The 13197-nt window shown below is 71.8% G+C and carries 11 protein-coding genes; 5 read left to right on the top strand and 6 right to left on the bottom strand.

From position 1 onward, the window contains the following. Positions 1-72: 72 nt before the first annotated feature. Positions 73-3351 carry a bifunctional lysylphosphatidylglycerol synthetase/lysine--tRNA ligase LysX gene (lysX, locus tag M2283_RS40150; RefSeq protein WP_280881488.1) on the bottom strand — a complete coding sequence of 1093 codons (3279 nt, stop codon included), beginning with the start codon at positions 3349-3351 and terminating at the stop codon, positions 73-75. Between the two features lie 90 nt (positions 3352-3441). Between lysX and M2283_RS40145 the strand changes: the two genes are divergently transcribed. Further along, positions 3442-3903 (top strand): universal stress protein, encoded by a 462-nt coding sequence (locus M2283_RS40145; protein WP_280881487.1) that lies wholly within the window; start codon positions 3442-3444, stop codon positions 3901-3903. A 57-nt stretch (positions 3904-3960) separates the two neighbouring features. Here M2283_RS40145 and M2283_RS40140 read toward each other — a convergent pair whose 3' ends face one another. Further along, positions 3961-4809, bottom strand: a complete 849-nt coding sequence (locus M2283_RS40140; protein ID WP_280881486.1) for an alpha/beta fold hydrolase — start codon at positions 4807-4809, stop codon at positions 3961-3963. 57 nt (positions 4810-4866) lie between these two features. Between M2283_RS40140 and M2283_RS40135 the strand changes: the two genes are divergently transcribed. Beyond that, positions 4867-5340 (top strand): MarR family winged helix-turn-helix transcriptional regulator, encoded by a 474-nt coding sequence (locus M2283_RS40135; protein ID WP_280881485.1) that lies wholly within the window; start codon positions 4867-4869, stop codon positions 5338-5340. Positions 5341-5382: 42 nt separating this feature from the next. Here M2283_RS40135 and M2283_RS40130 read toward each other — a convergent pair whose 3' ends face one another. Then, complete coding sequence (locus tag M2283_RS40130; protein ID WP_280881484.1) at positions 5383-6540, bottom strand: CapA family protein; 1158 nt, start codon at positions 6538-6540, stop codon at positions 5383-5385. Positions 6541-6773: 233 nt separating this feature from the next. Between M2283_RS40130 and M2283_RS40125 the strand changes: the two genes are divergently transcribed. From M2283_RS40125 to M2283_RS40115, 3 genes are all read left to right on the top strand, one after another. Then, the gene (locus tag M2283_RS40125) at positions 6774-7319 is read left to right on the top strand and encodes a sigma-70 family RNA polymerase sigma factor (RefSeq protein ID WP_280881483.1); all 546 of its coding nucleotides are present in this window, start codon (positions 6774-6776) and stop codon (positions 7317-7319) included. A 135-nt stretch (positions 7320-7454) separates the two neighbouring features. Continuing rightward, a complete protein-coding gene (locus tag M2283_RS40120) occupies positions 7455-7973 on the top strand; it encodes a hypothetical protein (protein WP_280881482.1) in 519 nt (172 codons plus the stop codon). A 152-nt stretch (positions 7974-8125) separates the two neighbouring features. Beyond that, positions 8126-8776 carry a zf-HC2 domain-containing protein gene (locus M2283_RS40115; RefSeq protein WP_280881481.1) on the top strand — a complete coding sequence of 217 codons (651 nt, stop codon included), beginning with the start codon at positions 8126-8128 and terminating at the stop codon, positions 8774-8776. 41 nt (positions 8777-8817) lie between these two features. On the opposite strand, the gene M2283_RS40110 is transcribed toward M2283_RS40115, so the two are convergent. The 3 genes from M2283_RS40110 to M2283_RS40100 all read right to left on the bottom strand — a co-directional run bounded on the left by M2283_RS40110 (position 8818) and on the right by M2283_RS40100 (position 13184). Beyond that, positions 8818-9681, bottom strand: coding sequence for an Fpg/Nei family DNA glycosylase (locus M2283_RS40110; RefSeq protein WP_280881480.1), 864 nt, complete (start codon positions 9679-9681; stop codon positions 8818-8820). Between the two features lie 41 nt (positions 9682-9722). Continuing rightward, positions 9723-11810, bottom strand: coding sequence for a SpoIIE family protein phosphatase (locus tag M2283_RS40105; protein ID WP_280881479.1), 2088 nt, complete (start codon positions 11808-11810; stop codon positions 9723-9725). A 102-nt stretch (positions 11811-11912) separates the two neighbouring features. Further along, on the bottom strand, positions 11913-13184 hold the full coding sequence (locus M2283_RS40100; protein WP_280881478.1) for a DUF6777 domain-containing protein: 1272 nt from the start codon (positions 13182-13184) through the stop codon (positions 11913-11915). Positions 13185-13197 lie beyond the last annotated feature (13 nt).

The raw sequence follows: 13197 nt of genomic DNA, 5'->3' as shown, positions 1-13197 counted from the left end.
GCCGAAGGCCGACGCACCACAGCAACACCGGCGCGGCGGCAGTAATACACCCACACGGCCCAACGATCGGTGTCAGCGGCGGCGCACCAGGGGGAACGGGAGCGTCTCACGGATCGTCAGGCCCGTGAGGAACATGACCAGTCGGTCGACTCCGATGCCGAGGCCTCCGGTGGGCGGCATGGCGTATTCGAGGGCGTCGAGGAAGTCCTCGTCCAGCTCCATCGCCTCGGGGTCGCCGCCGGCGGCGAGCAGCGACTGGGCGGTGAGGCGGCGGCGCTGTTCGACGGGGTCGGTCAGTTCGGAGTAGGCGGTGCCGAGTTCGGTCCCGAAGGCGACCAGGTCCCAGCGTTCGGCCAGGCGCGGGTCGGTGCGGTGCTGGCGGGTGAGCGGGGAGACGTCGGTCGGGAAGTCCTTGTAGAAGGTCGGCAGCTGGGTCCGCTCCTCCACCAGCCGCTCGTACATCTCCAGTACGACGTCCCCGCGCCCGTCCTCGACGCCATACGGCACCTTCGCGTGGTCGCACAACCGGTGCAGTGCGGGCAGTTCCGTGTCGGCGTCGATCTCCTCGCCCAGCGCCTCGGAGATCGCCCCGTAGACCGTCTTGACCGGCCAGGGCCCGGAGATGTCGTACTCCTGGCCGTCCTTGCGGGCGACGGCGGAGCCGAAGGCGGCGGTCGCGGCACCCTGGATCAGTTCGCGGGCGAGGTCGAGCATCACGTCGTAGTCGGCGTAGGCCTGGTAGGCCTCCAGCATCGTGAACTCGGGGTTGTGCTTGTAGGAGACGCCCTCGTTGCGGAAGGTGCGACCCATCTCGAAGACCTTCTCCAGGCCGCCGACGCACAGCCGCTTGAGGTACAGCTCGGGCGCGATCCGCAGGTAGAGGTCGAGGTCGTAGGCGTTGATGTGGGTGGTGAAGGGGCGGGCGTTGGCGCCGCCGTGGATCTGCTGGAGCATCGGGGTCTCGACCTCCAGGTAGCCGCGCGCCAACAGGCCCTGGCGCAGGGCCTGTACGGCGGTGGAGCGGGCGCGGACGACGTCGCGGGCGGCTGGGCTGGAGACCAGGTCGAGGTAGCGCATACGGACCTTGGCCTCGGGGTCGGTCAGGCCGCGGCGCTTGTCGGGCAGGGGGCGCAGGCACTTGCCGGTCAGCTGCCAGGAGGTCACGAAGACGGTGGTCTCGCCCCGGTCGCTGGTGCCCGCGCGGCCGGTGGCGGTGATGTGGTCGCCGATGTCGGTGTCGGCGGTGAAGCGGTCGAGGGCGGCGCCGGACTCCGCGCGGGTGAGGGCGAGTTGGCCGTCACCGGACCAGTCGCGCAGCCCGACGAAGACGATGCCGCCGAAGTCGCGCACCAGCATGACCCGGCCGGCGACGGTGACCTCCTCGCCCGGGCGGACCTCGGCGAGGGTGTGGGTGCGGGCCGGGATGCCGACCGGGTAGGGGTCGGTGCCGTCGGCGCGCAGCCGGTCGAGCGTGCGGTGGCGGACGCGGACCTGTTCGGGCAGGCCGGTGTGCTGGTCGCCGGGCCCGGCCTCGTCCCCTCCGGCGAGGCCGAGCGCCGACAACGACGGCAGGCCCTCGGTCGTCGCGGGCCTGGGCGCCCCTTTCGAGTGCCCCTTTCCCCAGAGTTTGCGCAACGACGGTACGGAGACGAAGCCTTCGGCGATTCCGGAGGCGAGGCCGATCCGGGCAAGGGAGGCGGTGTCGCCGTAGCAGATGAAGCGCGGGTACCACTCGGGGTGGTACTTGGCGTTGGAGCGGTAGAGGGCCTCCAACTGCCACCACCTGGAGAAGAACAGGAGCAGACGACGCCACAGGCGGAGCACCGGGCCCGCGCCGATGCGGGCGCCCTCCTCGAAGACCGAGCGGAAGACGGCGAAGTTGAGGGAGATCCGGCGCACGCCCAACTTGGGTGCGGCGGCGCACAGTTCGGCGACCATGAACTCCATGACCCCGTTGGGCGCGGTGCGGTCGCGGCGCATCAGGTCGAGCGAGACGCCGTCCTTGCCCCAGGGCACGAAGGAGAGCAGGGCGAGCAACCGGCCGTCCTCGCCCAGGGCTTCGACGAGGAGACAGTCGCCGTCGGCCGGGTCGCCGAGGCGGTCCAGGGCCATGGAGAAGCCGCGTTCGGTCTCGGTGTCCCGCCATGCGTCGGCCTTGTCGACGACCTCCTCCATCTCCTGGTCGGTGAGGGCGGAGTGGCGGCGGACGCGGGTGGTGGCGCCGGTGCGGCGGACGCGGTGCACGGCCTGCCGGGTCACCCGCATCTCGCGGCCGCTCAGGTCGAAGTCGGCCACGTGCAGGATGGCCTCGTCGCCGAGTTCCAGCGCGCCGAGCCCCGCGCGGGCGAAGGCCTTGGCGCCGTCCTCGGAGGCGCCCATCGCGGCGGGCGCCCAGGCGTGCTTGCGGGCCACGTCCAGCCAGGCGGCGAGGGCGTGCGGCCAGGCCTCGCGGTCACCGACGGGGTCGCCGCTGGCGAGGCAGACGCCGGCCTCGACGCGGTAGGTGACGGCGGCCTTGCCGCTGGGCGAGAAGACGACGGCCTTGTCGCGGCGGGTGGCGAAGTAGCCGAGGGAGTCCTGCTCGCCGTAGGCCGCAAGGAGGGCGCGGATGCGGGACTCCTCGTCGCCGTGCAGGGCGGCTTCCATGCGCTGTGAACGGAACATGGTGGCGGCGGCGCTGAGCAGGGCGAGCGCGCCGAACAGGCCGAGCGGGAAGTACAGGGCGCGCGGCGGACGGCCGTCGAAGGAGCGGGCGGAGACCAGGCCGCCGCAGACCCGGTTGGCGGCCCAGGCCAGGCGCTGGCCGTGCGGCAGGGTGCCGGGGAACAGCTCGACCAGGCCCCAGCCGGCGAGGACACCGAGGACCAGGCCGACGAAGAGGACGAGCAGGGCGCGGCGGACGGCTGCGCGACGGGAGGCGGCGTAGAACTCCTTGCGGGCGACGATCAGCAGGATCAGGGCGAGGCCGCAGACGATCAGGGACGGCAGGGAGTCGAAGTACAGGCCGACCGCCACGCCCAGGGCGTCGGTGAGGACGAGCAGGCCCAGATAGACGACGACCAGCCACCAGGCGGCCTTCTTGCGGGCGGCGGTCGCGGCGGCCAGCAGGAACAGGAAGACGGCGTAGGCGAGGTTGGCGCTGACCGGGACGATCAGCAGGTCCAGGAAGCGGACGACCGGGCGCAGCAGGGTGCGCAGCGGTGGGATGAAGGCCAGCAGGACGCACAGCAGGCCCAGGGCGCCGAAGAAGGCCGCGAAACCCTCGGGCACCCTGCTCAGCGGCCCGCTGCCGGGCGGCCGGGCCGAGCCCGCGATGTCCTTGGGCGTCGCGGCCTCCACGGTGGCAGTCATGGTTCCGACTGTAGGAAGGCCCCGGCCACCGCGCCCGTCGAGGCGTCCCGACCGGGGGCGGGACCTGCGGTTTCCGATAGCCTCTGCGCCGTGACGGAACAGCACTCGCACCAGTTCGAGCGGGGCACGGACGGCCCCAAGGTAATCGTGGTCGGCGTGGACGGCTCCGCCTCCTCGCTCCGCGCCGCCTCCTACGCCGGTGGCCTGGCCCGACGACAGCACGCGTTGCTCGCCATCGTGTACGTGCAGCCGGTGATGGCGGCGGGCGCCGCGCTCGGCGCTCCGGTCGCCGAGACGACGGACGAGATCGCCGAGGAGCTGATGGCGCAGATCCGGCAGGCCACCGAGCAGGTCAAGGGGATATTCGACGTGCGCTGGGAGTTCCACACCTTCCGCGGCGACCCCTACGGCGGGCTGGCGAAGGCGGCGGACGATCTCAAGGCCGACGCGGTGGTGGTGGGCGCCTCGGAGCAGGCCGGTCACCGCTTCGTCGGTTCGGTGGCGGTGCGGTTGGTGAAGACGGGGCGGTGGCCGGTCACGGTGGTGCCGTGACCGGCGCTGGGCGCCGACGGGGCGTCAAAGAGTGCGCGGCCGCCAGAGGCCGCGCGGTCAGAGGCAGCGCAGGAAGTCGAGCAGCGCCGCGTTGAAGGCGTCCGGCCGCTCCAGGTTGGGGAAGTGTCCGGCGTCCTCGATCGTCACGGAGCGGCCGTTCGGGACGGTCCTGGCGAAGCGTTCGGCCATGTCGATGCCGTCGTCCGCGTCGAGTGCGCCGTGGACGGCGAGAACGGGTACGTCGATCTTCGGCACCCTGCTCCAGGGGGCGTCGAGCGGCACGTACCAGTTCGTCTCCCCGACGGTGTGCTTGGCGACGGTGTGCGCCGCCATCTCCCGCATCCGGCGCACCAGTTCCGGGTCGATGTCGGCGACTGAGCGGTGCGGTCCGGCCACGTTCTTGGCGAAGGTCTCGATCCAGCCGGTGAGGTCACCGGCGGCCACCAGCCGGGCCGACTCGGCCGCGCGCTCCAGTGTCCACGGGTCGGTGTGCTCGAACACGCTGGTGCCACCCCCGGCGACGACCACGGCACGGACCAGCTCGGGGTGTTCGAGCACGGTGTCGGTCACGACGGCCGCGCCCATGCACGCACCGACCAGGACGGCGGGTCCCCCGTCCAGGTGACGCAGCAGTGCGCCGAGGTCGTCGGCCCAGCGGAACGGCTTGCTCGCGTTGGCCGAGCAGCCGTGGCCGCGCACGTCGGGGGCGATCACCCGGTACCCCGCCGAGACGAGGGCCGGTATCTGGTCGTCGAAGATCCGGTGGTCGACGTATCCGGGGTGCACGAGGACCACGAGGTCACCGGCACCGCTGTCGCGGTAGGCGAGGTCGCCGTCGGCGGACGGGAAATGGCTCAGATCTGAATGGCCCAGTTCCGCATTGCTCAGTTCCGAAGCAGCTGTCATGACAACCAAGGTGTCATCTCCAGTCGACTTTGGCAACCAAGGTGTCATCATGGCTGGGTGAACGACATCGACGCACCGCTGCCCCCCGACGATCTCGGCGACCGCGTCAGCGAGGTGTTCGATCTCATCGGCGCGCTCTACCGGCGCGGCCTGCGCAAGCTGGAGCAGGACGAGGCGGTCGAGGGGGTGTCCGTCGGCGTGCGCTCGGTGCTGGTCCTGCTGCACAGGTACGGGCCCATGACGGTGCCCCAGATGGGCCGTGTCATGGCGCTGACCCGGCAGTTCGTGCAGCGCATGGTCAACGACGCGGTGGACCGGGACTGGGCCGAGGCCACACCCAACCCCGCGCACCAGCGATCCTCGCTGATCCGGATCACGGGCGAGGGCGAGGCCGTCATCACCGCGATCCTCGCGCGCGAGCACGCCCTGAACCGACAGGTCGGCGGGGATCTGACCGACGCCGAACTCCGGGCGTGCGCACGCGTGTTGAAGGAGATGCTGCGGACCTTCGACCCCGCGGACGCGGACTGACCCACGCCCCGCCGGCCACTCCCCCGCCACCAGCCCCCCCGGCTACTCGCCCATCACCAGCCCGTCCTTGCCCGCGCCCCGGCTGAGCACCACGTCCCGGATGCGGTCGCGGACACTGCGCACGTCGGCCCCCTCGGCGAGCGTCCGGTTGAGGTCGGTCACGCGTCCCGCGTCGATGTCGAACTGCTGGGGGATGAACTCGGCCTTGGTCACTCGCCACCGGGTACCCGGCGACGCCGGCGGGGCGAAGGTGAAGCGGGCGATGGTGGACTCGTTGCCGCGCGGGTCCTGGACGCCCTCGTAGTTGGTCATCTCGCCGGCGATCTGGTCGCCCATGCCGTAGACCACCCAGGTGCCGTTGACCTTCTCATAGGCCTGCGGGACGTGCGCGTGGGTGCCGAGGACGAGGTCGATGTCGGGGCGGCCGTCGGTCTGTGCGGCGGTGAGTGTTTTGGCCAGGGCGAGTTGCTGCTCGTCGGGGGCGTCCTGCCATTCGGTGCCCCAGTGCAGCGAGACGACGACCACGTCGGCGCCGGCCCGTCGGGCGGCCCGGGAGTCCGCCAGGATCTTGTTCTGGTCGATGAGGTCGACGGCCCACGGCTCGCCCGGCGGCAGCGGGAAGCCGTTCGTGTCGTAGGTGTAGGCGAGGTGGGCGACCTTGGCCCGGCCGGCGCGCAGGACGGTGACGGCGCTTGCCTCGGCCGCCGTGCGCGCCGTGCCCGCGTGGCCCACGCCCGCACGGTCGAGGGCGTCGAGGGTGCGCAGAATGCCGGCGGCGCCGTCGTCGAGGCTGTGGTTGGAGGCGGTGGAGCAGCCGTCGTAGCCGGTGGCGGCGAGGGCCCGGGCCACCTCGGGCGGGGACTTGAAGGTCGGATAGCCGGTGTAGTCGCCGTTCGCGCCGTAGACGGTCTCCATGTGACACAGCGCCAGATCGGCGCCGGAGACGATCGGCTTGACGCCTTCGAGCATCGGCCGGAAGTCGTAGCCCTTGCCGCCCCCGTCGAAGAGCGCGCGGTCGATGATCGAGCTGTGCGGGAGGACGTCACCGGAGGCGACGAGCGTGAACCCGCCGTCCGGCGACGCCGCCGGGGCCGGGTGTCCGGACCGGGCGGACTCCTGGTGGTCCTGGGCCTGACAGGCGGCACCTCCGACGAGGATCGCGGTGAGGGCCAGGGCCATCTGCCGTCTGCGTGCAATCATCAGCTCACCCCACTGTGGTCATCTTTAATGACAAAAGGTACGGAGCCGAGGGCGCCCTCGAACGCCCTCGACACGCCGATTGACCCGTCCGGTGCGCGGGATGGGGCTTCCCGGCGCAGCGCGCGTAGCGGACGGAACCGTTCATCGGACCGTTCGTCGACGCGATCGACCGTCCGCCGCAGATCCTTGTGCGCGCCCTGTCCCGAAACGGCCCCCTGCGATGCCATACGCCCATGACGGCCGGAACCACCCTCACGAACGGGACGACCGCCGAGCACGAGCTCGTCGCGCTGCAGCGCGAGCACGGCCGGCCCCTCTTCGCGCTCCTGCTCCGGCTCTGTGACGGCGACCGGCAGCGCGCCGAGGACCTCGTCCAGGAGACGCTGGTGCGGGCCTGGCAGCATCCCGAGGCCCTGCGCGCCGACGACTTCGACTCCGTACGGCCGTGGCTGATGACCGTGGGGCGGCGGCTCGCCATCGACGCGCGGCGGGCCCGGCAGGCACGTCCGCCCGAGGTCGGGGACGCGATCCTGGAGAACTCACGCGTGATCGCCGACCACGCCGAGCGGGCGGCCGCCGCCCTCGACGTACGCGAGGCTGTGAAGACACTCACTCCGGAGCACCGTGAAGTCCTGGTGCTCGTGTACTTCCAGGGGGCGAGTGTGGCGGAAGCCGCCGAAACGCTGGGGATCCCTGCCGGTACCGTGAAGTCCCGCGCGTACTACGCGCTGCGTGCCCTGCGTCGGGTGCTTCCCGGATATGCAGCCGACCTGCGGTGAAACCGAAGGCTTGGTCAAACCTCTGTAAAGCGCCTTGCTGACGACCATGGTTGAGTAATCGGCTGTCTTCATCCGTGTTCCGCACTGGGGCCCGGCGACGGGCATCGCGCACGCACCGGAGGAAGGCAGGAAGGGATGCTGCACAGAGGTCACGAGAGCGCGGACGGCACAGGCGAAGGCGAACTCATCGTCCCCATGGCCTGGTTGTACGCCGAGTACATCGCCGACGAGCTGTTGCGGACGGGCGATCTCATGCCGCCTACGTCCTTCGAGTTCCGCGCCGGGCGGGATGCCCTGGCGCTCACCATCTTCCTGTCCGACACCGACGGCGAACTCTCGGGCATCCGGGTGGTCTCCCAGTTGGAGACCTGGCTGTCACTGACCGCGTACGACCAGCCCTGGCAGGACTGGGTGGGCGAGCGGATGACCCTGCTCGCCACCGAGGCGCTCGAATCCGGCGCACCCGCACCGGACTTGGCCCTGGCGGAGGAGGCCTGGCGCTGGCTGGAGGAGACGGAGTTGCTCGCGCCCGACCTCAACGCGGCGGTGCCGGGCGGCGGTCCGGCGGTCGGCGAGGACGAGGGACCCAAGGTGTGGACGAAAGCGTGGCAACTCGGCCTGCCCCTCGGCCACCTCGCCATCCACCTTTTTTAAGTCCGTTTCGAATCCGGACCAATCCGGGGGCTGGGGCGCTACGAATCCCTTGATTGCGATTCTGTATGTGCCTTGAGTGATTCGGCGGTCTGGTGCGTACCGGTGGGAGCAACGAGTAACCCAACCCGCACCCAACGGCACGAGGATTCGGCATGAGGTCCCTGGAGAGGCATCGCGACGTCGCCGCGTACGCGCTCGGCGTGCTGGACGAGGCGGAGGCCTTCCGCTTCGAGGACCACCTCATGGAGTGCGCGCGCTGCGCGGCACACGTGACCGAGTTCGGGCCCATCACCCGGCAGATGATGCTGTATCGCCGGGCGACCCCGCGCTTCGTGCACCCCATGGCCAAGCCCGGTCCGCAGCTGCTCGACCGGCTGCTGGGCGCGGTGGCGGCCCGACATCAGGCCGGACGCCGGCGCTTCCTGTACGCGGTCGCCGCCTCCGTGGCGATCGCCGTGGCCGGCCCCGGCATCGCGATGTACGCGGGCGGCGGCGACCACGACGTGCAGGTCGCCGCGACCGACGCGAAGACGGGCGTGTGGGCGGAGGTGAAGGTCGCCGACGACGAGTCGGGCAGCGCGATCCAGGTCCAGGTGAAGGACGGCGCGGGACCGCGCTCCTGCCGCCTCGTCGTGGTCGGCCGCGACGGCTCCGAGCAGACCGTCACGAGCTGGACCGTGCCCAGCCACGACGCCCGGCCCAACACCATCCAGGGCACTGCGGCCATGCACCCCGACGAGATCGACCACTACGAGGTGCGCACGGCGGACGGCGAACACCTGGTGACGCTCGACCCGGCCTAGGGCTCGTCGAGGACCGCCCGCGTGCGGCGAGCGAGAGCCTCCTACTTCAGCAGCTTCGACATCCGCCGGTCCGCGAGTGGCTTGCCGCCGGTCTGGCAGGTCGGGCAGTACTGGAGCGAGGAGTCGCTGAAGGAGACCTCGCGGATGGTGTCGCCGCACACCGGGCACGCTTCGCCGGTGCGGCCGTGGACGCGCAGGCCGCTCTTCTTCTCCGCCTTCAGACGGCCGGCGGCCACGCCGCGGGAGCGCTCGACCGCCTCGGTGAGCGTGCCGCGCAGAGCCTCGTAGAGGCGGGTGGTCTCCTCCGGGGTGAGCGACGCGGCAAGTTTGAACGGGGACATCTTCGCGGCGTGCAGGATCTCGTCGCTGTACGCGTTGCCCACGCCCGCGATGAGGGTCTGGTCGCGCAGTGCCCCCTTGAGTTGGCGTCTCTCGGTCTTGAGGAGCTCCGCGAAGGCCTGTTCGTCGAAGGCGTCGGCGAGCGGATCCGGACCCAGGCGGGCGACGCCCGGGACCTCCTGGGGGTCCTGGACGACATACACCGCGAGGCGTTTCTGGGTGCCCGCCTCGGTGAGGTCGAAGCCCTCTCCGGTCTCCAGGGCCACACGCAGGGCGAGGGGGCCCTTGCCGGGGCGGGGCGGGCCGTCGGGGAGCTTGTCCTTCCAGTGCAGCCAGCCGGCGCGGGCGAGGTGGGTCACGAAGTGCGGGCCGCCGGCCGTCTCCAGGTCGAGGAACTTGCCGTGCCGGTGCACGGCGACGACCTCGCGGCCCTCGACGGCGGTGAGCGGGGGGTCGTACGTCTTCAGGACGCTGATCGCGACGGGCAGCACGCGGACGATCTCGCGTCCGACCAGGTGCTCGGTCAGGAAGTCCTTGAGCGCTTCGACCTCGGGGAGTTCCGGCATACGTCCAGGGTGCCATCCGGCGCCGACAACGCCAGGTGGGTTCAGTCGCGGTCCGGCACCACGAACTCGCACCACACGCACTTGCCGCCGCCCCGCGCCTCCACGCCCCACACGTCCGTGAGCAGGTCGACCAGGAGCAGGCCGCGTCCGGAGACGCCCGACTCCCCCGCCTCACGGCGGCGCGGCAGGGCGCTGGAGGAGTCCTCGACCTCGACACGCAGGCGGCGGTCGCCGTCGGTGAGGACCCTGAGGGTGACGATCGCGGCGCCCTCGGTGTGCATGAGGGCGTTGGTGATCAGTTCGTCGGCGACGAGTTCGATCTCGTCGGCGCGGTCGCGGGCGCCCCAGGCCCGGACCGCCGCCCGGATCATGTGGCGGGCCTGGGTCAGCGCCTCGGGGTCGCCCGGTGCCACGTGCTGCTGGAGCCGGCCGCCGGACTGCTGGGCCTCCAGGCCCCGGCGGCGCAGCAGGAGCAGGGCCACGTCGTCGTCGCCGTTGCGCTCCTCGGCCACGTCGATCAGACAGTCCGCGAGATCCCGTACGTCGTCCGGTCCGTTGCGGATGAGGGCGGTGAGGGTCTGCATGCCCTCATCGAGGTCGGCGCCGGGCATCTCGACCAGGCCGTCGGTGCACAGCAGGAGGGTGTTGCCGGGGTCGAGCTCCAGGGTCGCGACGGGGTAGTCGAGGCCGGCGAACTCGGCGGACAGGCCGAGCGGGAGGCCGCCCTCGACGGGGATCCGGCGGCAACTGCCGTCGGCGTACCGGATCAGCGGGTCGATGTGGCCGGCCCGGACGACCTGGACGACACCGGTGGCCAGGTCGGCCTCCGCGTACAGGCAGGTCGCGAAGCGGTCCGTGTCGAGTTCGTGCAGGAAGACGGAGGCGCGGGCCATGACGGTGGCGGGGGTGTGGCCCTCGGCGGCGTAGGCGCGCAGGACGATGCGGAGCTGGCCCATCACGGCGGCCGCGTGCGTGTCGTGGCCCTGGACGTCGCCGATGACGGCGCCGACCCGGCCGCCGGGCAGCGGGATCAGGTCGTACCAGTCGCCGCCGATGTCCCGGCCGAAGGTGCCCGCGGCGGAGCCCGCACGGTAGCGGACGGCGACGTCGGCGCCGCGCACGCTGGGGATGGACCGCGGCAGCATCGCCTGCTGGAGGCTGGTGGCGAGGTCCTTCTCCTGCTCGTAGAACATGGCCCGCTGCAGGCTCTGCGCGATGCTGCTGCCGAGGGCGACCAGGACGTTGCGCTCCTCCGGCGAGAAGCCGCGCCGGTCGCTGTAGAGCAGGCCCATCGCGCCGATCGGACGGGCCTGGGCGATCAGCGGGAGGTAGGCGGCGGCGGTGATGTTCAGGTCGGTGAGGTGCGGCCAGAGGATCGGATAGCGCTCGGCGAACTCCTCGGGGGACTCGATGAAGCGCGGGGTGAGGGTCCGTACGACCTCGCCCATCGGGTAGGGCTCGTCGATCCGGGTGACGAGGGTGCCGGGCACGAAACTGCCCGCGGGGCCCTCGGCGATCAGCCGGATCCGGCCGGCCTCGACCTGGCCCATGACCAGGCTGGTGGCGCCCAGATGGGTGAGGCCGTGGGTGTCCTTGAGGACGTCGATGACGTCCTGGACGGAGCGGGCGTGCGCGAGGGCCGCCGTGGTCAGCTGGACGACGTTGGTCTGCTCGCGCCGGGCCGCGTCCTGGGCGGCCTGCTCGCTGCGCGCCTCGGTGTCGCTCAGCTCCTGGGTGGCGTCACGGAGGATGCCGATGATCCGGCGGGGACGGCCCGTCTCGTCGCGCCGGATGTAGCCCTGGGTGTGGGTCCAGCGCAGGGTGCCGTCACGTCGGCGGATGCGGAAGTAGGCGCCGTAGTTCTCGCTGCCGTCCTTCAGCGCCTGGGAGACCAGGGCGTCGAGCCGGTGGCCCTCGGCCGTGGGGACCCGCACGGCGAGGCTCTCGGGGTGGTCGTCGTACTCGTCGGGGCGCAGGTCGAAGACCTCGTGGGCCTGGGCGTCCATGTGGAACAGGCCGTTGTCCAGGTCCCAGTCGAAACTGCCCATGCGATTGAGCGCCAGGATCGGATCCGGGTGGGCCGGCCAGTCGTCCGGGAGTGACAGGGCGCTCGCTCCCCGATCAACCATGGGCCCACCTTGCCAGGATTCGCCGGATTCTTCGACCCGGCCGGAGCGGTCCTGCACGGGCCCTGGCCGGGTCCGGGACTCGGTCCCGGTCCGAGTCCGAGGTCAGCCGCCGAGGAGGTCGGTGGGGCTGTCGAGAGTCCTGCGGGTCGTGTCCGTCTCGTCGGGGATCAGCCCGCCGCCGTCGGGCAGGTCCGGGGTCTCCGGGACGGTCTCGGGCCCGATCTCGTCGGCGGAGTCCGGCGGGGACTCGGGTTCCCCCGGCACGGTGGTCGTCAGCCCGGGCGTGAGGGAGTCGGGGGCGGTCGTCGGCGCGGTCGCGGGCGGTGTGGCCGTGACCGTCGCCGTCGGGCAGGCCGGGCGATCGATGGGCGGCCGGGACGGCACCACGTCGTCGGTGGCGCCCGGGGTGACGGTCACGGTCGGGGTGACGCAGTCCGTGGCCGACGGGGACGTGACGGCGTTCTCGTCGCTCTCGCCGGTCGGCGACGTGCTGTTCTCCCGCGGTGAGGCGTCGGCGCTCGACTCGCTGTCGTACGGGCTCGGCGTGGGTGTCGTCGGGCTCGGCGTGGGTGTGGGCGTCGGGGTCAGCGGGAGCGGCGACGGAACGACGTGGTCGTGGTGGACGTCGTGGCCGATGGGCCGCTCGATCCAGGTGTTGTCGACGATGTTGATGATCGTGACGTTGGTGATCACCTGGGGAGCCGGGGTCACGACGACGACCTGGGCGGGCCGGTAGCCGGACCACGGGCGCCCGCTCGTGGCGTAGCCGCCGTGCTGGGCGACCGGCGGCTTCAACGGGTTGCCGCAGGCGCAGCGGACTCGGGGTACGCCCCCGTTGTCGACGAGGACTGCGGTGCCGGCCTGGAGGACGGACTGGAAGCCGGTCGTCCGTCCGGCGCGGTAGCCGTGGTTGGTGACCCGGGTGTCGGCGCGCAGCACCACGGGAGCCAGACCGCGCAGAAAGGCGGGGACGGACGCCTGGGAGACGCCCTCCGCCTGCGCGAAGGCGCGGGCCCTGGACGGGTCGGCGTTCAGGTAGTCGATCTGCCGGTTCACGTCACAGCTGCCTACGCGTGCGGTGCCGGCGTAGAGGCCCGGGGTGCCGCCCTGGATGGACCGGACGTCGTGACCGGAGACAGTCGGCGCCGTGTGGTTCGTACGGGCCGGTCGCGGCTCTCGGGTGACCGGCGACGGCGTGACCGGCGCGGTGGCCGTCGACTCGGTGAAGGGGTCGGGTCCCTGCGCCGCTGCCGGCTGCAGGAAGACCTCTCCGCTCGACTTCGTGTCCTTGCCGCCGTCGCCGCCGCACCCGGCGACGAGGAGCGCCGCCGAGAGCGCGCAGGCTGTGGCGATGGTTCCGGTGACTGTTCGCACCTGGTCCTCCCGC

Origin of the sequence: Streptomyces pseudovenezuelae (assembly GCF_029892565.1) — a bacterium.
GTDB lineage: Bacteria > Actinomycetota > Actinomycetes > Streptomycetales > Streptomycetaceae > Streptomyces > Streptomyces pseudovenezuelae_A.
The sequence above is the reverse complement of the archived record's forward strand: the minus strand, read 5'-3'. Positions and strand labels throughout refer to the sequence as shown.